At 64.5% G+C, this 24326-nt stretch carries 20 protein-coding genes and 1 tRNA gene; 20 read left to right on the forward strand and 1 reads right to left on the reverse strand.

Annotation, left to right across the window (positions count from 1 at the left end; translation table 11 throughout):
* Nucleotides 1–7: 7 nt before the first annotated feature.
* The 18 genes from nuoI (at nt 8) to gyrA (ending at nt 22228) form a co-directional block, all read left to right on the forward strand.
* Nucleotides 8–499, forward strand: coding sequence for an NADH-quinone oxidoreductase subunit NuoI (gene nuoI, locus ABD024_RS06975; RefSeq protein WP_056386027.1), 492 nt, complete (start codon nt 8–10; stop codon nt 497–499).
* 8 nt (nt 500–507) lie between these two features.
* Nucleotides 508–1152, forward strand: a complete 645-nt coding sequence (locus ABD024_RS06980; protein WP_343851012.1) for an NADH-quinone oxidoreductase subunit J — start codon at nt 508–510, stop codon at nt 1150–1152.
* Entirely contained in the window at nt 1149–1454 is a 306-nt protein-coding gene (gene nuoK, locus ABD024_RS06985) for an NADH-quinone oxidoreductase subunit NuoK (RefSeq protein ID WP_007513213.1), read from the forward strand. The genes ABD024_RS06980 and nuoK overlap by 4 nt, the downstream gene beginning before the upstream one ends.
* Before the next feature lie 4 nt (nt 1455–1458).
* The gene (gene nuoL / locus ABD024_RS06990) at nt 1459–3492 is read left to right on the forward strand and encodes an NADH-quinone oxidoreductase subunit L (protein ID WP_343851015.1); all 2034 of its coding nucleotides are present in this window, start codon (nt 1459–1461) and stop codon (nt 3490–3492) included.
* Between the two features lie 13 nt (nt 3493–3505).
* Complete coding sequence (locus ABD024_RS06995; protein ID WP_343851016.1) at nt 3506–5014, forward strand: NADH-quinone oxidoreductase subunit M; 1509 nt, start codon at nt 3506–3508, stop codon at nt 5012–5014.
* A 12-nt stretch (nt 5015–5026) separates the two neighbouring features.
* Complete coding sequence (gene nuoN, locus ABD024_RS07000; RefSeq protein ID WP_343851017.1) at nt 5027–6481, forward strand: NADH-quinone oxidoreductase subunit NuoN; 1455 nt, start codon at nt 5027–5029, stop codon at nt 6479–6481.
* 77 nt (nt 6482–6558) lie between these two features.
* Nucleotides 6559–6635, forward strand: a tRNA-Met gene (locus tag ABD024_RS07005).
* Nucleotides 6636–6836: 201 nt separating this feature from the next.
* The gene (locus ABD024_RS07010; protein WP_343851019.1) at nt 6837–7379 is read left to right on the forward strand and encodes a ribosome maturation factor RimP; all 543 of its coding nucleotides are present in this window, start codon (nt 6837–6839) and stop codon (nt 7377–7379) included.
* A gap of 61 nt (nt 7380–7440) precedes the next feature.
* Nucleotides 7441–8946: a transcription termination factor NusA gene (gene nusA / locus ABD024_RS07015; RefSeq protein ID WP_343851021.1), complete on the forward strand. Its 1506-nt coding sequence runs from the start codon at nt 7441–7443 to the stop codon at nt 8944–8946.
* Between the two features lie 132 nt (nt 8947–9078).
* Nucleotides 9079–11901, forward strand: coding sequence for a translation initiation factor IF-2 (gene infB / locus ABD024_RS07020; RefSeq protein ID WP_343851023.1), 2823 nt, complete (start codon nt 9079–9081; stop codon nt 11899–11901).
* 109 nt (nt 11902–12010) lie between these two features.
* Complete coding sequence (gene rbfA / locus ABD024_RS07025; protein WP_343851025.1) at nt 12011–12394, forward strand: 30S ribosome-binding factor RbfA; 384 nt, start codon at nt 12011–12013, stop codon at nt 12392–12394.
* A 28-nt stretch (nt 12395–12422) separates the two neighbouring features.
* Entirely contained in the window at nt 12423–13349 is a 927-nt protein-coding gene (truB, locus tag ABD024_RS07030) for a tRNA pseudouridine(55) synthase TruB (RefSeq protein ID WP_343851027.1), read from the forward strand.
* Between the two features lie 166 nt (nt 13350–13515).
* Nucleotides 13516–13785: a 30S ribosomal protein S15 gene (gene rpsO, locus ABD024_RS07035; protein ID WP_343851029.1), complete on the forward strand. Its 270-nt coding sequence runs from the start codon at nt 13516–13518 to the stop codon at nt 13783–13785.
* A gap of 83 nt (nt 13786–13868) precedes the next feature.
* Nucleotides 13869–15974: a polyribonucleotide nucleotidyltransferase gene (gene pnp / locus ABD024_RS07040; protein WP_343851031.1), complete on the forward strand. Its 2106-nt coding sequence runs from the start codon at nt 13869–13871 to the stop codon at nt 15972–15974.
* 121 nt (nt 15975–16095) lie between these two features.
* Nucleotides 16096–17139: a poly(R)-hydroxyalkanoic acid synthase subunit PhaE gene (locus ABD024_RS07045; protein ID WP_343851033.1), complete on the forward strand. Its 1044-nt coding sequence runs from the start codon at nt 16096–16098 to the stop codon at nt 17137–17139.
* Between the two features lie 11 nt (nt 17140–17150).
* Entirely contained in the window at nt 17151–18218 is a 1068-nt protein-coding gene (locus ABD024_RS07050) for a class III poly(R)-hydroxyalkanoic acid synthase subunit PhaC (RefSeq protein ID WP_343851035.1), read from the forward strand.
* A 64-nt stretch (nt 18219–18282) separates the two neighbouring features.
* The gene (gene mtnA / locus ABD024_RS07055; RefSeq protein ID WP_343851037.1) at nt 18283–19302 is read left to right on the forward strand and encodes an S-methyl-5-thioribose-1-phosphate isomerase; all 1020 of its coding nucleotides are present in this window, start codon (nt 18283–18285) and stop codon (nt 19300–19302) included.
* 310 nt (nt 19303–19612) lie between these two features.
* The gene (gene gyrA, locus ABD024_RS07060; RefSeq protein WP_343851039.1) at nt 19613–22228 is read left to right on the forward strand and encodes a DNA gyrase subunit A; all 2616 of its coding nucleotides are present in this window, start codon (nt 19613–19615) and stop codon (nt 22226–22228) included.
* Between the two features lie 70 nt (nt 22229–22298).
* Here the strand turns inward: gyrA and ABD024_RS07065 are convergent, their stop codons facing one another.
* Complete coding sequence (locus tag ABD024_RS07065; protein WP_343851041.1) at nt 22299–22781, reverse strand: peroxiredoxin; 483 nt, start codon at nt 22779–22781, stop codon at nt 22299–22301.
* Between the two features lie 134 nt (nt 22782–22915).
* On the opposite strand from ABD024_RS07065, the gene ABD024_RS07070 reads away from it, so the two are divergent.
* Both ABD024_RS07070 and ABD024_RS07075 read left to right on the forward strand, forming a co-directional pair.
* Nucleotides 22916–23365: an Hsp20/alpha crystallin family protein gene (locus ABD024_RS07070; protein ID WP_343851043.1), complete on the forward strand. Its 450-nt coding sequence runs from the start codon at nt 22916–22918 to the stop codon at nt 23363–23365.
* Between the two features lie 75 nt (nt 23366–23440).
* The coding region (locus ABD024_RS07075; protein ID WP_343851045.1) for a DnaJ C-terminal domain-containing protein at nt 23441–24326 on the forward strand (886 nt) is incomplete at its 3' end.

The raw sequence follows: 24326 nt of genomic DNA on the forward strand, positions 1-24326 counted from the left end.
GCATCCGATGAATCGCATTACCGCCTATTTCAAGAGCTTGCTGCTGGTCGAGCTGTTCCAGGGCATGGGCCTGACTTTTCGCTACCTGTTCAAGCCGAAGTACACGATGCGCTACCCGATGGAGCACATCCCGAAGTCGAACCGCTTCCGCGGCCTGCATGCACTGCGCCGCTATGCGAACGGCGAGGAACGCTGCATCGCCTGCAAGCTGTGCGAGGCGGTGTGCCCGGCGCTGGCGATCACCATCGACTCGGCCCCGCGCGAGAGCGACGGCCAGCGCCGTACCACGCGCTACGACATCGACCTGTTCAAGTGCATCTTCTGCGGCTTCTGTGAAGAGAGCTGCCCGGTCGACTCGATCGTCGAGACCTCGATCCACGAATACCACTTCGAACACCGTGGCGAGAACGTGGTGAACAAGCAGCAGCTGCTTGCCATCGGCGATCGCTTCGAACAGCAGATCGCCGCCGACCGCGCGCAAGACGCGGCGTACCGCTGAGGCCAACGATGAATCCCCAATTGTTCCAACTCATCTGTTTCTATGCCTTCGGCTTCGTCACCGTCGCCGCCGCATTGTCGGTGATCACGCTGAGGAACTCCGTGCATGCGGTGCTGGCGCTGGTGCTGACCTTCTTCAGCGCGGCCTGCCTGTGGATACTGCTCGAAGCCGAGTTTCTCGCGCTGGCGCTGGTCGTGGTCTACGTCGGTGCAGTGATGGTGCTGTTCCTGTTCGTGGTGATGATGCTCGACATCGACCAGGCAAAAATGCGTGAGGGCTTCGTGAAATTCCTGCCGGTCGGCCTGATCGTGGCTGCGGTGATGCTGGTAGAAATGCTCGGCCTGATCGGCGTGCGTGCGATGCAGACGCACGTCATGGGCGCCGATCCCGCCATCGCCGCCGGCGTGTCCAACACCGAGTGGCTGGGCCATGCGTTGTACACGACGTTCCTGCTGCCATTCGAGATTGCCGCGCTGATCCTTACCGTGGGTATCGTGGCAGCGGTGGCGCTGACCTTGCGCGAGCGCCGCGCCGCGCGCTGGGAGCCGGCCAGCCAGCAGGTCAAGGTCAATCCGCGCGACCGCGTGCGCATCGTGAAGATGGCTGCCGTCCGCCCCGATGAACCGGCCGCCCCACAGGAGCCGCAGCCATGATTTCGCTCGCGCATTACATCGTGCTTGGCGCGGTGCTGTTCTGCATCGCCGTCGCCGGCCTGTTCATCAACCGCAAGAACGTGATCGTGCTGCTGATGTCGATCGAGTTGATGCTGCTCGCCGTGAACATGAACTTCGTGGCGTTCTCGCGTTTCCTCGGCGACGTCTCCGGGCAGGTGTTCGTGTTCTTCATCCTCACCGTGGCCGCGGCGGAAGCCGCCATCGGCCTGGCGATCCTGGTGCTGCTGTTCCGTACGCGCAGCACGATCAATATCGCCGACATCGACAGCATGAAGGGTTGACCCGATGCAGCTTTCGACATCCATTCTGCTGATCATCGCGCTGGCACCGCTGGTCGGTTGCGTGCTGGCCGGCTTCCTGGGCAAGTTCCTCGGGCGCGCCGGTTCGCATACCGTCACCATCCTCGGTGTGGCGGTTTCCTGCGCGCTGTCGTTCCTGGTGCTGTATCAGCTCACCCTGGGTGGTGCAGTCGAGTACAACCAGAACATCTACACCTGGTTCCAGATCGGTCCGTTCAACGCCAGCGTCGGCTTCATGGTCGACCGGCTGACCGCGATGATGCTGGTGGTGGTGAGTTTCGTGTCGCTGCTGGTGCACGTCTACACCATCGGCTACATGGCCGACGACGACGGCTATACACGCTTCTTCAGCTACATCTCGCTGTTCACCTTCTCGATGTTCATGCTGGTCATGAGCAACAACTTCATGCAGCTGTTCTTCGGCTGGGAAGCGGTGGGCCTGGTGTCGTACCTGCTGATCGGCTTCTGGTACAAGCGGCCGACTGCGATCTTCGCCAATCTGAAGGCGTTCATGGTCAACCGCGTCGGCGACTTCGGTTTCCTGCTCGGCATTGCGGCGGTGCTGTATTTCCTCGGCACGCTGGACTATGCCACCGCATTCAGCACGGCGCCGTCGCTGCTCGGCAAGACCCTGCAGATCACGGCGAACACGCAGTGGGATGCGGCCACAGTGATCTGCATCCTGCTGTTCATCGGCGCGATGGGCAAGTCGGCGCAGGTGCCGTTGCATGTGTGGCTGCCCGACTCGATGGAAGGTCCGACTCCGATCTCCGCGCTGATCCACGCGGCGACGATGGTCACCGCCGGCATCTTCATGGTGGCGCGCATGTCGCCGCTGTTCGAGCTGTCCTCGACCGCGCTGAGCTTCGTGCTGGTGATCGGCGCCACCACGGCGCTGTTCACCGGGTTGATCGGCATAGTCCAGAACGACATCAAGCGGGTGATCGCGTATTCCACGCTGTCGCAGCTGGGCTACATGACGGTGGCGCTGGGCGTGTCGATGTACAGCGGCGCAGTGTTCCACCTGATGACGCACGCGTTCTTCAAGGCGTTGCTGTTCCTCGGCGCCGGTTCGGTGATCATCGCCATGCATCACGAGCAGGACATGCGCTACATGGGCGGGCTGCGCAAGTACATGCCGGTGACCTGGTTGACCATGTGGGCCGGCTCGATTGCGCTGGTGGCGGTGCCATTCACTTCCGGCTTCTATTCGAAGGACGCGATCATCGAAGCGGTCGGCGAGTCGCATCGCTGGGGCGCGCATTACGCTTACTTCTGCGTGATGGCCGGCGTGCTGGTGACGGGGCTGTACACGTTCCGCCAGATGTACCTGACCTTCCATGGCAAGGAGCGCTTCACCGTGGTCGAGCAGCATGGCCACGGGCATGACGATCACGGCCATCACGAGCCGGGCGTGCTGGCGCATGCGCCGAAGGAGTCGCCGTGGGTGGTGACGGTGCCGCTGGTACTGCTGGCGATCCCGTCGTTGCTGGTCGGCTACGTCACGGTTGGGCCGACGCTGTTCGGCAACTGGTTCGGCAAGGCGATCCATGTGGAAGAGGCGAACAACGTACTGGCCGAGATGGGACAGCACTTCCACGGTGCGGCGGCGATGGCGCTGCATGGGTTCACCCAGCTGCCGTTCCTGCTGGTGCTCGTCGCCTTCGTGATCACCACCTACATCTACCTGTTCAACCCGGCGCTGGCGGGCAGGATCAAGTCCGCGCTGAAGCCGCTGTGGACGGTGCTCGATCGCAAGTACTGGGTCGACGACGTGTACTTTGCACTGTTTGCCCGTGGCGGCGTGTTGCTGGGTCGCGGGTTCTGGAAGGCCAGTGAGACCGCCGTGATCGACGGTGCGATGGTCAACGGCTCGGTGAGCGTGATCCATCGCATCGCGGCACTGCTGCGTCGCTTGCAGTCGGGTTACCTCTATCACTACGCCTTCGCGATGATTCTCGGCTTGATCCTGCTGCTTGGCGGGTACTGGCTCATCGGTTCCGGGCCGGTCGGGCAATAAGGGAAACAGATCCATGTTCAATCACTTGCTCAGCCTGCTGATCTGGCTACCCGTCGTCGGGGCCATCCCGGTGCTGCTTGCCGGCTCGGCCCGACCCAACCTGGCGCGCTGGCTGTCGCTTCTGGTGGCGGTGCTCGCCTTCGTGGCCAGCCTGTTCCTGCTGGTGCAGTACAACCCTGACGGCGCCGCGATGCAGCTGGTCGAAAGCCACCTGTGGATCGCCTCGTGGGGCGTCCATTACAGCTTGGCAGCCGACGGCATTTCGGTGGCACTGATCCTGATGACCACCTTCGTCGGCGTCCTGGTGATTGCCGGCGCGTGGGAAGTCATCCAGGACAAGCCGCACCAGTACATGGCTGCGATGCTGATGCTGGAAGGCCTGCTGATCGGCGTGTTCTGCGCCACCGACGCGCTGCTGTTCTACGCGCTGTTCGAGGCGATCCTGATCCCGATGTTCATCCTGATCGGCGTCTGGGGCGGTCCGCGCCGTGTATACGCGACGCTGAAGTTCTTCATCTACACGTTCTTCGGCTCGGTCTTCATGCTGATCGCGCTGCTGTATCTGTACCAGAAGGCGGGCACGTTCGACTTGGCCACGCTGGCGGCACTGCCGCTGACATTCAAGGAGCAGGCCTGGATCTTCTTCGCGTTCCTGATCGCGTTCGCGATCAAGGTGCCGATGGTGCCGGTGCACACCTGGCTGCCGGATGCCCACGTCGAGGCGCCCACCGGCGGTTCGGTGGTGCTGGCGGCGGTGATGCTGAAGGTGGGCACGTACGGCATGTTGCGCTTCATCCTGCCGATCGTGCCGGACGCGGGCGCGCATTTCGCCTGGCTGATCATCGTGCTGAGCCTGATCGCGATCGTCTACATCGGCTACGTCGCGCTGGTGCAGGAGGACATGAAGAAGCTGGTGGCGTATTCGTCGGTTGCCCACATGGGCTTCGTCACGCTGGGCATCTTCATCGCCTTCATGCTGGTGCGCGGGCAGGGCAATACCGACATGGCGCTGCTCGGCATGCAGGGCGCGATGATCCAGATGATTTCGCACGGCTTCGTCTCCGGCGCGATGTTCACCTGCATCGGCGTGATGTACGACCGCACGCATACGCGCCTGATCAAGGACTACGGCGGCGTCATCAACGTGATGCCGTGGTTCGGCTTCTTCTACGTGCTGTTCGCGATGGCCAATTGCGGCCTGCCGGGCACCAGCGGTTTCGTGGGCGAATTCATGGTGATTCTGTCCAGCTTCAGCGCCAGTCCGTGGATCGCGCTGTTCGCCGCGTTCACCCTGATCATCGGCGCGGCCTACACGCTGTGGCTGGTCAAGCGCGTGCTGTGGGGCGAGATCACCAACCCGCACGTGGCCGAGATGAAGGAAATCAACGCGCGCGAGACGTTCGTGCTGGGCGCCTTTGCCGCCGCCGTGCTGGCGCTGGGCATCTGGCCGCAACCGCTGGTCCACCTGATGGACGGCTCGGTGGCGCAGCTGGTGCAGCAGCTTGCCATTCACAAGATTTGATCGGGACCCGACATGCCAACCCTGAATGACATCCTGATCCTGCTGCCGGAGTTCTATCTGGTGGCGGCGGCGTGCCTGCTGTTGCTGCTGGACGCCTTCATGAAGCCCGCGCAGCGGCCGCTGCTGCACTGGATCTCGATCGCGGTGCTGCTGGTGGCGATCTACCTGGTGATCGCCGGCCAGCCGCCGCAGGCGGTGACCGCGTTCGGCAGCATGTTCGTGCGCGACGACGTGGCCGAGATCCTGAAGGTATTCGCGCTGGGCACCACCGCGATGGTGTTCGTCTACGCGCGTCCTTATCTGATCGATCGCAAGCTGCTCAGCGGCGAATTCTATACGCTGATGATCTTCGCGGTGATCGGCATCATGCTGCTGGTCTCGGCCGGCAATCTGGTGACCGTGTACCTGGGGCTGGAGCTGCTGTCGCTGTCCTCGTACGCGCTGGTCGCGCTGAACCGCGATGCGAAGCTGCCGCCGGAGGCGGCGATCAAGTACTTCGTGCTGGGTGCGCTGGCCTCGGGCATGCTGCTGTACGGCATGTCGATGGTCTACGGCGCCTCCGGCATGGGCGGCACGCCGTCCCTGGACCTGGCACAACTGCACGGCGTGATGAGCTACACCACGGCGCCGACCCTGCTGCTGTTCGGCCTGGTCTTCATGATCGTCGGCATCGGCTTCAAGCTGGGCGCCGCGCCGTTCCACATGTGGATTCCCGACGTCTACCAGGGTGCGCCCACTCCGGTCACCACCTTCATCGCATCGGGCTCGAAGCTGGCCGCGTTCGGCATGGCCTACCGCCTGCTCGATGCCGGCATGGGCGACCTGTCGCAGCACTGGCAGCTGATGCTGGCCGTGCTGGCGGTGGCTTCGCTGGCGATCGGTAACCTGGTCGCGATCGTGCAGACCAACCTCAAGCGCATGCTGGCGTATTCGACCATCTCGCACATGGGCTACCTGTTGCTCGGCCTTTCCGCTGCCGGCCCGGAAGGCTATGCCGCCGCGATGTTCTACGCGATCTGCTACGCGCTGATGGGCGTGGCCGCGTTCGGCGTCATGCTGGCACTGACCCGGGCGGGCTTCGAGTGCGAGGAAATCGCCGACCTGAAAGGGCTCAACCAGAAGTCGCCGTGGATGGCGTTCCTGATGCTGCTGGCGATGTTCTCGCTGGCCGGCGTGCCGCCGCTGTTCGGCTTCTGGGCCAAGGTACTGGTGCTGGAGGCGGCGATCCACGCGGACATGCTGTGGCTGGCCATCGTCGGTATCGTGTTCGCCATCATCGGCCTGTACTACTACCTGTACGTGGTCAAGGTGATGTATTTCGACAAGCCGGTCGAAGGCAGCGTGTTGCAGGTGCAGTCGGACCAGCCGTTGCGCGTGGTGCTGTCACTGAATGCGTTGTCGCTGCTGGTGCTGGGCCTGTACTGGGGCCCGCTGCTGGGCTGGTGCCGTCGCGCGTTCGGGCTGTGAGTCGCTGCCTGATGCTGAATGTCCGCGATCGAGGCTTGCAAGAAACCGGCCACCCCGGTAAACTCTTCGGACTCTGATGCGGGGTGGAGCAGTCTGGCAGCTCGTCGGGCTCATAACCCGAAGGTCGCAGGTTCGAATCCTGCCCCCGCTACCAGATCTTTCTTGATGCAAGAAAGCCTCCTCGTGAGGCTTTTTTGTTGGGCGCACGATGCGTCGTGCCGGGCTGCCGTTGGTGGCCACGAGCGCCGGAAAGAGCTGCTTGAGGAGGAGGAACATCGGCGAGATAGGGAAATGGGCCGTTGGAGCCCATTTTTTGTTTCTGCTGTTCTGAAAGAGTGATCTGGGAAGGTTACCCATGGATACACAGGCACTGGCACAACGCTTCAGCGAGGTACTGGCCGATCTGGGTCTGGAATGCCTCGGCGTGGAGTTCACCCCGTCGCACGGGCAGAGTACGCTGCGCGTCTACCTGGACCTGCTGGACAAGGAAACGGGTGACGGCGAACGACGTGAGGTCGGCATCGAGGATTGCGAAACCGCCAGCCGCGAGCTGTCCGCCTTGCTGGACGTGGAGGATCCGATACCCGGCCATTACGTGCTGGAGGTTTCCTCGCCGGGACTGGATCGACCGCTGTTCACCGCCGCACAATTTGCGCGGGCCAGCGGGCAGGAAGTGAAGTTGCTGCTGAAGGCGCCGCTGGAAGGTCGCCGTCGCCTGCGCGGCAAGCTGGTTTCGGTGGAAAGCGGACACATCGTGCTGGAAGCCGAAGGCAAGACATTCGAATTCGATCACGCGATGGTGGAAAGTGCGCGTGTGGTGCCGGACTGGGTGGCGCTTGGTTATGCGCCGCAGCCCAAGCGCGGTGGCAGGACAACGGCTCCCAAGGCCTCGAAGTAATCAATACGAATAATCCATCAAGATTGATCGGACGCCGAAGGGCGCCTATGGAGTTGCTGCAATGAGCAAAGAACTTTTGCTGGTCGTCGACGCGGTTGCCAATGAAAAAGGTGTCCCGCTGGAAGTGATTTTCGAAGCGATGGAGGCCGCGCTGGCCTCGGCGGCGAAGAAACGCTATCCGGACGAGGAGCCCGATATCCGCGTGTCGATCGACCACAACACCGGCGAATACGAAACGTTCCGTCGCTGGGAGATCATCGCCGACGATGGCGAGATGGAATCGCCGTCCTACCAGCTGCGCCTGATGGACGCGCTGGATGAGCGCGCCGACGCCGAGGTGGGCGAATACATCGAGCAGCAGGTCGAGAATGCCGAGTTCGGCCGCATCGCCGCGCAGGCCGCCAAGCAGGTGATCGTGCAGCGCGTACGCGAGGCCGAACGCCAGCAGGTGGTCGATGCGTTCGCCGATCGTGTGGGCGAGCTGGTCACCGGTATCGTCAAGCGCGTCGAGCGCGGCAACATCTACCTGGACCTGGGCAGCAACGCCGAGGCGTTCATCCCGCGCGACAAGACGATTCCGCGCGAATCGGCCCGCGTCGGCGACCGCGTGCGCGGCTACCTGTACGAAGTGCGTTCCGAGGCCCGCGGCCCGCAGCTGTTCGTGTCGCGCGCCGCGCCGGAATTCATGATCGAACTGTTCAAGCTGGAAGTGCCGGAAGTCGGCCAGGGGCTGGTCGAGATCAAGGGCTGTGCCCGCGACCCGGGTGACCGCGCCAAGATCGCCGTGCTGGCCCACGACAGCCGCACCGATCCGATCGGCGCCTGCATCGGCATGCGCGGTTCGCGCGTGCAGGCGGTCTCCAACGACCTCAACGGCGAGCGCGTCGACATCATCCTGTGGCACGAGAACCAGGCGCAGTTCGTCATCAATGCGATGGCGCCGGCCGAAGTGCAGTCCATCATCATGGACGAGGAAAAGCACTCGATGGACATCGCGGTGGCCGAGGACAAGCTGTCCCAGGCGATCGGCCGCGGTGGCCAGAACGTGCGCCTGGCCAGCAAGCTGACCGGCTGGCAGCTCAACGTGATGACCCAGGACCAGGTCACCGCCAAGAGCGAATCCGAGCAGGAGGCCGCGCGCCAGCTGTTCATGGACAAGCTGGAAGTGGATCAGGAGATTGCCGTTATCCTCGTACAGGAAGGCTTCTCCAGCGTCGAGGAAATTGCCTACGTGCCCAGCGCCGAGCTGCTGGCGGTGGAGGGCTTCGACGAAGACATCGTCGAGGAGCTGCGCGCCCGTGCCCGCGATGCGTTGCTGACCGAGGCACTGGCGGTGGAGGAAGGCGTCGACGAACATCAGCCTTCCGAAGAGCTGCTGGCATTGGACGGCATGGACGAGGTGACGGCCTATGCACTGGCCGCTCGCGCAGTGACCACGGTCGATGATCTGGCCGACCTGGCGGTGGATGAGCTGATCGATATTGAAGGCATGGATGAAGAACGAGCCGCTGCACTGATCATGGCCGCACGTGCGCCGATGATCGCGCGGCTGGAGAAAGGCGGCTAACCGCGGACGGCGGCACCCTGGAAGGGTGTGCCGAGAAAGGCTTCCGGGAAGCCTTTCACCACGGATGGAGGTGGCGGCGCAAATGACGCCGCACAAGATGATAAGCGCGGGAACGGCGGAGCAAAGAACACGATGTCGGACGTCACGATCAAACAACTCGCCCAGGTACTGGGTATGCCGGTCGACAAGCTGCTGACGCAGCTTGGCGAGGCGGGCATGAAATTCTCCGACCAGGAGCAGGCCATCAGCAGCACCGAGAAGGTGAAGCTGCTTGGCTTCCTGCGCCGTACGCACGGCAAGAGCGAGGCCGCTGCCGAGGTCGAGGACAGCGCGCCGCGCCAGATCACCCTGAAGCGCCGCACGGTCGGCGAACTGAAGGTGGCCGCGCCGGGTGGCCGCGGCGCCACAGGCGCGGCCAAGACAGTCAATGTCGAGGTGCGCGCCAAGCGCACCTACGTCAAGCGCAGCGTGATTGCCGAGGAAGCCAGCGTCGAGCCCGAGCGCGAGGATGCCGTGCGCAAGCTGCAGGAATCGCAGCAGCAGCGCGAGCAGGAAGAGCGCGAACGGATCGATGCCGAGCAGCGCCGCCAGACGGAAGCACAGCAGCGCACCCTGGACGAGCAGCAACACAAGCTTGAGAAGGCGCAGCGCGAGGTCGAAGCGGCCAGCGCTGCCGAGCCGGTTGCGACTGAACATGTCGGAGCGGCGTCGGAACCGGCGGTCGAAGCGGCGCCCGTGGCTGCCGCTGACGATGCGACAGGGGCCGTCCAGCGCATGGACCAGCGCGACCTGGGCATGATCCTGCCGCGCATCCATGAGCCGCGCAAACGCGAAAAACTGGTCAAGCCGGTACCGGCTCCGGCGCCGGCGCCGACTCCGGCAGCCGCTCCGGCGGCCCGAGTCGCGGTGGCCGGCAGCACGACCGCTCCCGCCGCCGCTGGCGACGCCAGCCGCGGCAAGCCCAAGCACCCCCGTGAGCGCAATGAGAGTGCCGGTGGCAAGGAAGATCGGGACAGCGCCGGCAGCAAGCGTTTCGCCGGTGGCCAGATGCACCTGAGTGAAGCCGATCGGGCCCGTCGTTCTTCCAGCAGCAAGCGTGGCAAGCCGAGTCGCAGTGGCGGCCGCGAATTGTCGCGTGGCGGCAGCGGTGCACCGACCGGTCCGCATGGCTTCTCGCGGCCTACCGCGCCGGTCGTGCGCGAAGTGGTCGTGGGCGATACCAACATCGTCGCCGAGCTGGCCCAGAAGATGGCGGTCAAGGGCTCCGAAGTGGTCAAGGCGCTGTTCAAGATGGGCGTGATGGCGACCATCAACCAGACCATCGACCACGACACCGCGGTGCTGGTGGTCGAGGAGCTCGGCCACACCCCGGTAGCGGACAACCAGAACAACGCCGAGGAGACGCTGGCGGCACACACCCAGAATATCGAACTGGAAGGCGAGAAGGTCACGCGTCCGCCGGTGGTGACGATCATGGGCCACGTCGACCACGGCAAGACCTCGCTGCTCGACTACATCCGGCGCACCAAGGTCGCTTCCGGCGAAGCCGGTGGCATCACCCAGCATATCGGCGCGTACCACGTGCAGACGTCGAAGGGCGTGATCACGTTCCTGGATACGCCTGGCCATGCCGCATTCACCTCGATGCGTGCCCGTGGCGCGCAATCGACCGACATCGTGATCCTGGTGGTGGCCGCCGATGACGGCGTGATGCCGCAGACGGTGGAAGCGGTGAAGCATGCGCGTGCCGCCAAGGTGCCGCTGATCGTCGCGGTCAACAAGATGGACAAGGACGGCGCCAGCCCGGACAACGTCAAGCAGGGTCTGGTGCAGTACGAAGTGGTGCCGGAAGACTGGGGCGGCGACGTCCAGTTCGTGCCGGTATCGGCCAAGACCGGCATGGGCGTCGAGGAATTGCTCGACGCGATCTCGGTGCAGGCTGAAGTGATGGAACTCAAGGCCGTCGTCGACGGTCGCGCTTCCGGCGTGGTGATCGAGTCCAGCCTGGATCGCGGCCGCGGCCCGGTGGCCACCGTGCTGGTGCAGCAGGGCACGCTGCGCAAGGGCGACTTCGTGGTCTGCGGCATCGAGTATGGCCGCATGCGCGCACTGATCGACGAAACCGGCAAGCAGGTGCAGGAGGCCGGCCCGTCGATTCCGGTGCAGGTGCTTGGTCTGTCCGGCGTGCCGGAAACCGGCGACGATTTCGTCTGCGTCGAGGACGAGCACCTGGCCCGTGAGGTTGCCCAGGAACGTGAACTCAAGCGCCGCGAAACGCGCATGGTCAGCAAGAGCAACCGGCTCGAGGACATCATTGCCAAGATGGGTCAGGGCGTGGAGCAGCAGACGCTCAACATCCTGGTCAAGGGTGATGTGCAGGGTTCGGTCGAGGCGCTGCGCGAGTCGCTGACCCAGATCGGCAACGAGCGGGTCCGTGTCAACGTGGTCTCGTCCGGTGTCGGCGGCATCAACGAATCCGACGCCACCCTGGCGGCGGCCTCGAAGGCGCTGGTCATCGGCTTCAACGTGCGTGCCGACGCCTCGGCGCGCAAGGTGATCGAGACCAACGGCCTGGACGTGCGCTATTTCTCGATCATCTACGACGTTATCGATCAGGTCACCCAGGCGGCGACCGGCCTGCTCGGCATGGAAGTGCGCGAGGACATCATCGGCACCGCCGAGGTTCGCGACGTATTCCGCAGCTCGAAGTTCGGTGCCGTGGCCGGTTGCATGGTCACCGAGGGCGTGGTCAAGCGCAGCAAGCCGATCCGCGTGCTGCGTGACCACGTGGTGATCTTCGAAGGCGAGCTGGAATCGCTGCGCCGCTTCAAGGACCTCGTCGACGAAGTGCGCAACGGCATGGAATGCGGCATCGCCGTGAAGCAGTACAACGACGTCAAGCCCGGCGACCAGATCGAGTGCTTCGAACGCACCGAAGTGGCGCGCACGTTGTAGCGCCAACAGCGGGAACGGGGAATGGGGAACAAGAGCTGAGAAGCTCTCCCCGTTCCCCGTTCCCCGTTCCCCGTTCCCCGTTCCCTTTTCTCATCTGATTTCCAGTCCTATGCCTTCCCGTGATTTCAAACGTACTGACCGCATCGGTGCCGAGCTGCGCCGCGAGCTTGGTTTGCTGGTGCATGCGGCGGTGCGCGATCATGGCCTGCCGTCGGTCAGCGTGTCGGACGTGGAGATCACCCGTGATCTGGATTGGGCCACGGTGTGGGTCACCGCACTGATGCCTGAGCAGGGGCTTCCCGCGGTGAAGGCGTTGAACGAGATCGGCCACGAGATCCGCCACTCGCTGGCGCACAGCGGCATGCGCATGCGTCGGGTGCCGGAGCTGAAGTTCAAGTACGACGATTCGGTCGACAAGGGCGAGCGCATCGAATCGCTGCTGCGCCGGCAGGCGCGCGACCTGGTGCCGCCGGAAGGCGACAAGCAGGATTGAATCGCAAGTCTTGGGCACCGCCGAACCGATGAATCGTCCGCCGCGCATCCAGCTCCGTGACCTGCACGGCATCGTGTTGCTCGACAAGCCGGCGGGCCTGAGTTCCAACCAGGCGTTGCAGGCCGTGCGCCAGTTGCTGCGCGCGTCCAAGGGCGGTCATACCGGGGCGCTCGATCCGCTGGCCACCGGCCTGCTGCCGCTGTGTTTCGGCGAGGCGACGAAGCTGGCTGGCAGTCTGCTTGGCGCACGCAAGGCCTACCTGGCCGAATGCCGGCTCGGCATTACCACGGATACCGCCGACAGCGAGGGCGTGGTCGTTCAGCAGCGCCCGGTGCCGGGGCTTGATGACGCTGCCATCGAAACGGCGCTGGCCCGATTGCGCGGTCGCATCCTGCAGGTGCCGCCGATGTATTCCGCGCTGAAGCAAGGTGGCGAGCGGCTGTATGCGAAAGCACGCCGTGGCGAAACCGTGGAGGTGCCGCCGCGCGAGGTGGAGGTGTACCGGCTCGAACTGCTGGCGCACGACGGCGACATGCTGCAGTTGCTGGTGGAATGCGGCTCCGGCACCTATGTCCGTTCGCTGGCGGTGGATCTGGGCGAGGATCTCGGTTGCGGCGCCCACCTGACCGCGCTGCGCCGGATCTGGGTGGAACCGTTCCGCGAGCCGCGGATGGTGACTCTGGAACAGCTGCAGCAAGCGGCGGAGCAGGGTGACGAGGCCCTGCTGGCGTGGTTGCTGCCGGTCTCGGCCGGGCTGTCCGATCTTCCGGTATTGCGGCTCGATGAGACGCAAAGCATGGCCATTTCACGCGGCCAGCAGATTGACTTGCCGGGCTTGCGGGAGGCGGGTCGCTGCGCGGCGTATGCCAGCGATGGCGCGTTGCTGGCGCTGCTGGAACCCGACGCCGAAGGGCGCGCGCGCATCTTGCGCGGCTTCAACCTGCCGCCGGACTGACCGATTTGCCCGGAACACCGTTCCGCTCTTGTTGAAACACCGCTCCCATCAGTAGAATAGGCAAGTTATTTCAACGCTTTCATTCATCTAGGCGAAGCTTGTGCTTGCGTCATCGTGATGATGCAAGCACAAGCTTCGCATCGCCTTTCCGAGGAAACGTATACCCATGTCTCTTACCGCAGAACAAACCGGCAAGATCATCGCTGATTTCGGCCGCGTGCCGAACGATACCGGTTCGACCGAAGTCCAGGTGGCCCTGCTGTCCGCCCGCATCGACCACCTCACCGGTCACTTCAAGGAACACAAGCAGGATCACCATTCCCGCCGCGGTCTGCTGAAGCTGGTCAACCAGCGCAAGCGCCTGCTGGCCTATCTGAAGGATCGTGACCTTGCGCGTTACCAGACCCTGATCGAACGCCTCGGCCTGCGCCGGTAATTTCGTGCGTTCATCCGTGAACGCAAAGATCAAGAGGCGCCCATTCCCGGGCGCACTTCTCAATCAGATCAGGAATTAAACACGTGGCAAAAGTAACCAAGTCATTCCAGTACGGTAATCACGAAGTCACGCTGGAGACGGGCGAAATTGCCCGCCAGGCATCCGGTGCGGTCATGGCCAGCATGGGCGGCACCGTGGTGCTGGTCACCGCAGTGGCTGCGACCAAGCAGAAGGAAGGCCAGGATTTCTTCCCGCTCACCGTCGATTACGTCGAGAAGTTCTACTCCGCCGGCCGTATTCCGGGCGGCTTCTTCAAGCGCGAAGGCCGTCCGACCGAGAAGGAGACGCTGACCTCGCGCCTGATCGATCGCCCGGTACGCCCGCTGTTCCCGGACGACTTCAAGAACGAAGTGCAGGTCATCGCGCAGGTCGTCTCGCTGAACCCGGAAGTCGACGGCGACATCGTTGCGCTGCTCGGCGCCTCTGCCGCGCTGAGCCTGGCCGGTATCCCGTTCAAGGGTCCGATCGGCGCCGCCCGCGTCGGTTATGCCAACGGCAAGTACCTGCTGAACCCGACGGCCACCGAGCTGAAGACCTCCCAGCTGGACCTGGTCGTCGCCGGTACCGCCGGTGCCGTGCTGATGGTGGAATCCGAAGCGCAGCTGCTGTCCGAGGACGTGATGCTCGGTGCGGTGATGTTCGGTCACCAGCAGATGCAGATCGCGATCCGCGCGATCGCCGAGCTGGCTGCCGAAGCCGCCAAGCCGTCGTGGGACTGGCAGGCGCCGGCCCACAACGAGTCGCTGGTTGCCGCGCTCAAGGGCGCCGTCGGCAGCAAACTGGCCGAAGCTTTCTCGGTGCGCGACAAGCTGCAGCGCCGCGACGCGATCGCCGCGATCAAGGCTGACGTGATCGACTCGCTCAAGGCGCAGGCCGAAGCGAACGCCTGGTCGTCCGCCGAACTGTCGAAGGAATTCGGCGAGCTCGAATACCACACCATGCGCGACAGCGTGCTGAAGACCAAGGTGCGCATCGACGGTCGTCAGCTGGACGACGTGCGCGCGATCACCGCGCGTGTCGGCGTACTGCCGCGTACCCACGGTTCGGCGCTGTTCACCCGCGGCGAGACGCAGGCCCTGGTCGTCGTCACGCTGGGCACCACGCGCGACGCGCAGATCATCGACGCGCCCGGTGGCGAGTCGAAGGATCCGTTCCTGTTCCACTACAACTTCCCGCCCTTCTCGGTGGGCGAAGCCGGCCGGTTCGGCGCGCCGAAGCGTCGCGAGATCGGGCATGGCCGCCTCGCCAAGCGCGGCGTGCAGGCAGTCAAGCCGACGATCGAGGAATTCCCGTACGTGCTGCGCGTGGTCTCGGAAATCACCGAGTCGAACGGCTCCTCGTCGATGGCGTCGGTGTGCGGCTCCTCGCTGGCGATGATGGACGCCGGCGTGCCGCTGAAGGCGCCGGTGGCCGGCATCGCGATGGGCCTGGTCAAGGAAGGCAGCGACTTCGTCGTGCTGTCCGACATCCTGGGCGACGAGGATCACCTCGGCGACATGGACTTCAAGGTGGCCGGTAGCGCCGACGGTATTTCCGCGCTGCAGATGGACATCAAGATCGACGGCATCACCGAGGAGATCATGAAGGTGGCGTTGGCGCAGGCCAAGCGCGGCCGCCTGCACATCCTCGGCGAGATGAACAAGGCGCTGTCCACGGCCCGCTCGGAAATGAGCGAGTACGCCCCGCGTCTGATCACCATCAAGATCCACCCGGACAAGATCCGCGAAGTGATCGGCAAGGGCGGCGCCACGATCCGCTCGATCACCGAAGAGACCGGCACCACGATCGACATCAGCGACGACGGCACCATCATCGTCGGCTCGGTCAATCGCGAGGCAGGCGAGGCGGCGAAGAAGCGCATCGAGCAGATCGTTTCCGACGTCGAGCCGGGCCGCATCTACGAGGGCAAGGTCGCCAAGCTGATGGACTTCGGCGCGTTCGTCACGATCATGCCGGGCAAGGATGGTCTGGTGCACGTGTCGCAGATCTCCGACGAGCGCGTCGAGAAGGTTTCCGACAAGCTGAAGGAAGGCGACATCGTCAAGGTCAAGGTGCTCGAAGTCGACAAGCAGGGCCGTATCCGCCTGTCGATGAAGGCCGTCACCGAAGAAGAACGCGCCGGCGTCTGAGTTTCCGGACAAGGCGATTCCACAAGGCCCGGCCCATGCCGGGCCTTGTGCGTTCCGGCGCCGGTGATTTTGTGCAACGTGCTTTTGCTAGGATGGATGAACCTTGCACGAGGATGCACCAATGGCCGACCCAGCGAATGATTTCATCAGGGACTACCAGGCGCTGGCACAGCAGTCGTGGGATGCCTGGACGCGCCAGTTCCAGCAACAACCCGCGGCGAATCCGTTCGCGCCGCCGCCGGCGCCGGCCGCGGGCAACGACACGCTGGAACGCACGCTGGCCGGCCTGAAGGGATATTTCGACTGGATGCAGGCGGCTGCCGGCGGCGCAGCCCAGCAGCCGACCGCCGACTGGCGCCAGCAGTTGCAACAGATGTTCGGCGGTGCCAGCCAGCCGTTTGCGCAGGCATTTGGCGGCATTGACAGTGCCGGTGCGGAAGGCTTCGCGCGGCAATGGCAATCATGGATGCAGGCAGCCCAGCACAGCGGTTTCGGCGACCTGCCGGGCACGCACGGGCCGACGCCGGCGTTCGGCCTGAACCGCGAGCAGCAGATGCAGCAGCAGGCACTGGCCACGGCGTTGCTGGAGTCGATGCAGGCATCCGCCCGCTATCAGGAACTGATCCAGCGTGCCAACACGCAAGGCATGCAGCGCCTGCAGGAGAAGCTGGCCCAGCATGTCGAACCGGGCCGCCAGATCGATTCGCTGAAGGGACTGTACGACCTCTGGGTGGATGCCTCGGAGGAGGCCTATGCCGATATCGCGCTGTCCGACGAGTTCCGCGAGGTCTACGGCGAGATGGTCAACACGCAGATGCGTGTGCGCCAGTTGCAGCAACAGCAGACCGAACAGCTCTGCCAGCAGCTGGGCGTGCCGACGCGCAGCGAAGTGTCGAGCCTTGGCGAACGGCTGCAGGCCCTGCGCCGCGAGTTTCGCGCCAGCCGGGCCGGTGCATCCGCCGATCATGCCGACGAGATCATGGCGTTGCGCCGCGAACTGGCCGCGATGAAACGCCAACTGGCCAATGGCCCGGCAGCGGCACTTGCGGCGAAGAGGGCCGCCTCCGCCAAATCTCCGGTTGCCGCGAAGAAGGCGCCGGCAAAAGTGGCGCGCAAGCCGGCCGCCGTGTCCAAGCCCGGCTCCAGCCCACGCAAGCGCAAGTAAGGAGACCCGCCATGCAAACACCATTGCGCATCGACCCGGCCAGGGCACTGGGCGACATCGCCACGTTCCAGCGCAAGCTCGCCGCCGGCATGGGGCATCTGCGCAGCATGCGCGAGCCCGAGTACGCGAACACGCCACGCGAACTGGTCTACAGCGAAGACAAGCTGAAGGTGTGGCATTTCACCGGCCGTGGCCAAACGACCTCGAAGACCCCGCTGCTGATCGTCTACGCGCTGGTCAACACGGTGTGGATGACCGACCTGCAGGCCGACCGCTCGATGGTGCGCAACCTGCTGGAACAGGGCGAGGACGTCTACCTGATCGACTGGGGTTATCCCGATGGCGCCGATCGCTGGCTGACCCTGGACGACTACATCAACGGTTATCTCGATCGTTGCATCGACGTGGTACGCGAGCGGCACGGGCTGGATGCGATCAACCTGCTCGGCATCTGCCAGGGCGGTACGTTCTCGCTGTGCTACACCGCGCTGCATCCGGACAAGGTGAAGAACCTGATCACCATGGTCACGCCGGTGGATTTCCACACGCCGGACAACATGCTGTCGCACTGGTGCCGCAGCATGGACGTGGACCTGTTCGTCGACACCATGGGCAACATCCCGGCCGGGCTGATGAACTACGTCTACCTCACGCTGAAGCCGCTGCGGCTGAACCAGCAGAAGTACATCGGCATGGTCGACATCCTCGACAACCCGACCGAGCTGGAAAATTTCCTGCGCATGGAGCGCTGGATCTTCGATTCGCCTGACCAGGCTGGCGAGACGTTCCGCCAGTTCATCAAGGATTTCTACCAAGGCAACAAACTGGTCAAGGGCACGCTCGAGATCGGCGGCCGGCCAGTGGATCTGGGCGTGATCACCCAGCCGGTGCTGAATATTTTCGCCGAGCAGGATCACCTGGTGCCGCCGGATGCCTCGCGTGCGCTGGGTAAGCATGTCGGCACCACCGACTACACCCAGCTCGCGTTCAAGGGTGGTCATATCGGCATCTACGTATCCGGGCGTGCCCAGCGCGAAGTGCCGCCGGCGATCCATCAGTGGTTGCGCCAGCGCAGGTGAATCGCGTGCCGACGAGTGATCGCCTGTCGTGCGAAATGCACGCACGACAGGCGATAATGGACGGATGACCGCATCTGCCGAAACCCACGATTCCATCCGCGCCGTGCAGTGGCAGGGCGATCACCTGCGCCTGCTCGATCAGCGTCGCCTGCCGGGCGAGGAATGCTGGATCGACTGCCGCAATGCCGCCCAGGTGACTCAGGCGATCCGGGACCTGGCCGTGCGTGGCGCACCGGCGATCGGCATCGCCGCGGCATGGGGCGTGGCGATGGCCGCACGGCAAGGTGCGTCGCTGGAGCCGGTGCTGGCGATGCTGCGCGCGGCGCGGCCCACCGCAGTGAACCTGATGTGGGCACTGGACCGGATGAAGAAACGCATCGCGGCCGGCGCCGACGCCGACGCGTTGTTGCGTGAAGCGCAGGCGATCCAGAACGAAGACCTGGCCGCGAACCGCCGCATGGGCGAGCTGGGTGCTGCGTTGATCGCCCCCGGCTCGGGCGTGCTGACCCACTGCAACACCGGCTCGCTGGCCACCGCCGGCTACGGTACCGCGCTGGGCGTCATCCGCGCCGGCGTGGCGGCGGAGCGCATCGCACGGGTCTACGCCGGCGAGACTCGACCATGGCAGCAAGGTGCCCGGTTGACCATGTGGGAACTGGTGCGCGACGGCATTCCGGCCCAGTTGATCGCCGACTCCGCCGCGGCGCACCTGATGAAATCCGGAGCCGTGCAATGGGTGATCGTGGGCGCCGACCGCATCGCCGCGAACGGCGATACCGCGAACAAGATCGGCACCTACCAGCTGGCGATCGCGGCGAAGTATCACGGCGTGAAGTTCATGGTGGTGGCGCCGTCCTCCACCGTCGACATGGCCACCGGCAGCGGCGAGGAAATCGAGATCGAGTTGCGCGACCCGGCCGAGTTGCTCAGCACCGCCGGCCACCGCACCGTGGTCGAGGGGGCGCAGGCATGGAACCCGGTATTCGACGTGGCACCGGCGGAATTGATCGACGCGATCGTCACCGAGCGTGGCGTGATCGAACGGCCGAACAGCATCGCGATGCAGGCCATGTTCGGCTGGTGAAGCCGTGGGATCGAGACCGGCCATGTCGCTTGCGCGCGGTTGCGGTTGAATTTTTCCTGCCCGCAGGGGCGGTCGACACCGGTTGTTGCGGCAGGTTCGGCAGTCGCTGCGCCGATCAATTTTTCGACAGCTTTCGCGGTGCTTTTCGAGCGCCTCGAAACCGCGCTGTAAATTATTGATTTATAACGGTTAAATCCTGTCTTTCCAAGGCTGTTTGTGATACACTTGATCGGTTGAATTCGGGTCGCTCGCGCATGCGCTTGAAGCGCGGCGTCAGCGCCTTTTTTTCGTCATTCAGGGAAGCCGATCAATGGCAGAACTCGCCAAAGAAATCATTCGCGTCAACATCGAAGACGAGATGCGCCAGAGCTATCTCGATTACGCCATGAGCGTGATCGTGGGCCGCGCCCTCCCGGATGTCCGCGATGGTCTGAAACCCGTGCATCGCCGCGTATTGTTCGCGATGAACGAACTCGGCAACGTGTGGAACAAGCCGTACAAGAAGTCGGCCCGCGTGGTCGGTGACGTGATCGGTAAGTACCATCCGCACGGCGACCAGTCGGTCTACGACGCGATCGTGCGCATGGCCCAGCCGTTCTCGCTGCGCTACATGCTGGTCGACGGCCAGGGCAACTTCGGTTCGGTCGACGGCGACAGCGCCGCCGCGATGCGATACACCGAAGTACGCATGTCGCGGCTCACCCACGAGCTGCTGGCCGACATCGACAAGGAAACCGTCGACTTCGGTCCGAACTACGACGAGAGCGAACACGAGCCGCTGGTGTTGCCGACGCGCGTGCCGAACCTGCTGGTGAACGGTTCGGCCGGCATCGCGGTGGGCATGGCCACCAATATTCCGCCGCACAACCTCAACGAAGTGATCGCGGCGACGATTGCGCTGATCGACGAGCCCACGCTGGGCATCGACGAACTGATGCACCACATCCCGGGCCCGGATTTCCCGACCTACGGCATCATCAACGGCTCCTCCGGCATCATCGAGGCGTACCGCACCGGCCGCGGCCGCATCCTGGTGCGCGCGAAGGCCGAGGTCGAGACCGAGAAGAATGGTCGCGAGACGATCATCGTCCACGAGCTGCCGTACCAGGTGAACAAGGCGCGGCTGATCGAGAAGATCGCCGAGCTGGTCAAGGAGAAGAAGCTCGAAGGCATCAGCGAGCTGCGCGACGAGTCCGACAAGGACGGCATGCGCGTCGTCATCGAGATCCGCAAGGACGCGATGGGCGACGTGGTGCTGAACAACCTGTTCCAGCAAACCCAGCTGCAGGTTACCTTCGGCATCAACATGGTGGCCCTGCTGGACGGCCAGCCGCGCCTGCTGAACCTCAAGGACATCCTCGAGGCGTTCATTCGCCACCGCCGCGAGGTGGTTACCCGCCGCACCATTTTCGAGCTGCGCAAGGCCCGTGCCCGCGCACATATCCTCGAAGGCCTGACCGTGGCGCTGGCCAATATCGACGAGATGATCGAGTTGATCAAGACCTCGGCATCGCCGGCCGAGGCGCGCGAGCGCATGACGGCGCGGCGCTGGGAAGCGGGTCTGGTGCGTGCCTTGCTCTCGGCTACCGGCGCGGCAGCATCGCGACCGGAAGAGATGGATCCACGCGATGGCCTGAAAGACGATGGCTACCAGTTGTCCGAAGCACAGGCGCTGGAAATCCTGGCGATGCGCCTGCACCGCCTGACCGGGCTCGAGCAGGAAAAGCTTTCCGATGAATACCGACAGATCCTGGAAGCCATTCGCGGCCTGATCGAGATCCTGGAAAATCCCGAGCGCCTGCTCGAGGTGATCCGCGGCGAGCTGGAAGCGATCAAGGCCGAGTTTGGCGACGCTCGCCGCACCGAGATCCAGCATTCGCAGGAAGATCTCAACGTACTCGACCTGATCGCGCCGGAAGACATGGTGGTGACCTTGTCGCACACCGGCTACGTCAAGCGCCAACCGGCCAGCACCTACCGTTCGCAGAAGCGCGGCGGCAAGGGCCGCTCGGCGTCCGCGTTGAAGGACGAGGATGTCGTCGAGCAGTTGTGGGTGGTCAACACGCACGACACCTTGCTCGCCTTCACCAGCACCGGTCGCGTCTACTGGCTCAAGGTCTACCAGATCCCGGAAGCGGGTTCGGGCGCGCGCGGCAAGCCGATCATCAACCTGTTGCCGCTGGGCGAGGGCGAGAAGGTGCAGGCGGTGCTGCCGGTGCGCGAATACACCGACGATCGCTTCGTGTTCTTCGCGACGAGGCAGGGCACGGTCAAGAAGACCCCGCTGACCGAGTTCGCGTTCCAGCTGCAGAAGGGCAAGCTCGCGATCAAGCTCCACGATGGCGATGCGCTGGTCAATGTCGAGCTGACCGACGGCAACAGCGACGTGCTGCTGTTCGCTTCCAACGGCAAGGTGAACCGTTTCGACGAGAACACCGTGCGTTCGATGGGTCGCACGGCTGCCGGTGTACGCGGCATGCGACTGGCCAAGGATGCGCAGGTGGTGTCGCTGATCGTGGCGGCAGAGGGCGACATCCTCACGGCGACGCAACGTGGCTACGGCAAGCGCACCCAGCTGGTCGAGTTCACCAAGAAGGGCCGCGGTACCCAGGGCGTGATCGGCATCCAGTGCTCCGAGCGCAATGGCGCACTGGTCGGCGCCGTGCAGGTCACCGAGGCGCACGAGCTGATGCTGATCTCCGACCAGGGCACCCTGGTGCGCACCCGCGTGGCGGAAGTCTCGCAGCTCGGCCGCAACACCCAGGGCGTCACTCTGATCCGCCTGCCCGCCGACGAAACGCTGGTCAGCGTGATGCGGCTGGATGCGGAGGAGGACAACGGCGAGGATGCCGAAGTCGTCGACGCCGATGCGCCTGCCGGTGACACTGGTTCCAGTGACGTCGAGCCGACAGTCACCGACGAGTGAGTCTGGCGCAAGCCTGAATCGAAAAACCCCGGCGATGCCGGGGTTTTTTGTTGCAGGATCCAGCGCTGCCTCAGTGGGCAATCGCCGCCAGCATCGCCTCGGCGCTGGAGACGCGCAGCTCGCCCGGTGCCTCGATCTGCACCAGCCGCACCACGCCATCTTCCGCATACAGCGCAAAGCGGCGCGTGCGCAGGCCCATGCCGAAGGCGGTGCCATCCAGTTCCAGTCCCAGTGCACGGGTGAAGCTGGCGTTGCCGTCGGCGAGCATCAGCAAGCCCGCGGGTACTTGCTGCGAAGCAGCCCAGGCCTGCATCACGTACCCGTCGTTGACTGCCAGGCACATCACGCTGATGCCGCGCTGCTGGAACTCGGCGAAGTGCGCCGAGTAGCCGGGCAGATGCTTGTTCGAGCAGGTGGGGGTGAACGCGCCGGGTACGCCGAACAGCAACGCTTTTCGCCCGGCGAACAAGGCGGCGGACTGGGCAGGGCGGATGTCGCCGTCGATGACCTGGATGGTGGTGTCGGGAATCGTGTCGCCGGGCTGGATGCTCATGGGAGTCTCGGGTCGGGAGGGAGTCCCTGAATGCTAATAGCGGCGTGGCGGACTGTCGCCTTGAATCGTCCGTCACAGCACCTATTTTCCGGGCAGGCGGCGATTGGCCGCGGTCCAACCTGAGGAGGCATGCGATGAATCCGGTTCGTCATGGCATCTGGAATACCAACGGCCTGCCCGAGGAAATACGGCAGGTATTCGATCGTTTTCTGCAGCCGGAGGACAGCGACGCGTCCAACGTCGTTACCAGTCAATGGGCGCCGCGCGTGGACATCCGCGAGGACGAGCAGCGTTTTGTGATCCTGGCGGATATCCCTGGCGTGGATCCGGCACAGATCGAGGTGAGCATGGAAAAGGGCATCCTCACCATCAAGGGTGAGCGCGAGGCCGCCAGTGCCGAGGCGAACGGCAAGTTCACCCGCGTCGAGCGCGCCCGCGGCGCGTTCCATCGTCGCTTCGCATTGCCCGACAGCGCCGATGCCGACGGCATCACCGCGAACGGCAAGTTCGGCGTGCTGGAGATCGCGATACCGAAGAAAGCCCAAGCGACGCCGCGACGCATTACCATCAACGCGAGCCACTGAGGCAAGGCGGGCAGCGAGGTGCCCCGCGGCGGAGTCGATCCGCCGCGGGTTTTTGCGTGAGTCAGGGAGTGGCAGGTGGAATTCAAAGACTATTACGAAATCCTGGGTGTGAAGCCCGATGCGAGCGAGGCCGAGATCAAGGCGGCGTATCGCAAGCTGGCGCGCAAATACCACCCGGACAAGAACAAGGAGGCCGGCGCCGAGGAGAAGTTCAAGGCGGTCAACGAGGCCAACGAAGTGCTCAAGGACGCCGAGAAGCGGCGTTCGTATGACCAGTTGCGCGCCGGCGGCTATCGGCAGGGCGAGCAGTTCCGCCCGCCGCCGGGCTGGCAGGGGCAGCAGGGCTTTGGCGGTGACGACAGCGATTTCAGCGATTTCTTCGAGAGCCTGTTCGGTCGCGGTGCAGCCGGCGGCCATCGGGGCCAGCCGCGGCCGCGGCGCGGGCGCGACGTGCAGGCCTCGGTGCAGATCGACCTGCAGACCGCGTTCGACGGCGGCCGCACGCGGCTGGCCATGCATGACCCGGTCGGCGGCGAGCGCGTGCTGGAGGTGAAGATTCCGGCCGGCATCCAGCCGGGGCAGGTGATCCGCCTGTCCGGTCAGGGTCAGGCCGGCATGGCCGGGGGGCCGAACGGCGACCTGTTGCTGGAAGTGGGCATTCGCGAAGATGCGCGCTTCCGCCTGGACGGCCGCAATGTGGTGCACGTGTTGCCGATCACCCCGTGGGAGGCCGCACTGGGTGCCACCGTGCCGGTGCCGACGCTGGCCGGCACGGTCGACCTGCGCATCCCGGCCGGTTCGCAGTCGGGGCGCAAGCTGCGCCTGAAGGGTCGTGGCATGCCCGGCGCGAATCCGGGCGACCAGTTGGTGGAACTGTCGATCCGTGCGCCAGCGGCCGACAACGACGAACAGCGGGCCGCCTACGAGGCGCTGCGCGAGGAGTTCGCGGGCTTCGATCCGC

The sequence above is a fragment of the Rhodanobacter soli genome (genome assembly GCF_039523495.1).
Lineage (GTDB): Bacteria > Pseudomonadota > Gammaproteobacteria > Xanthomonadales > Rhodanobacteraceae > Rhodanobacter > Rhodanobacter soli.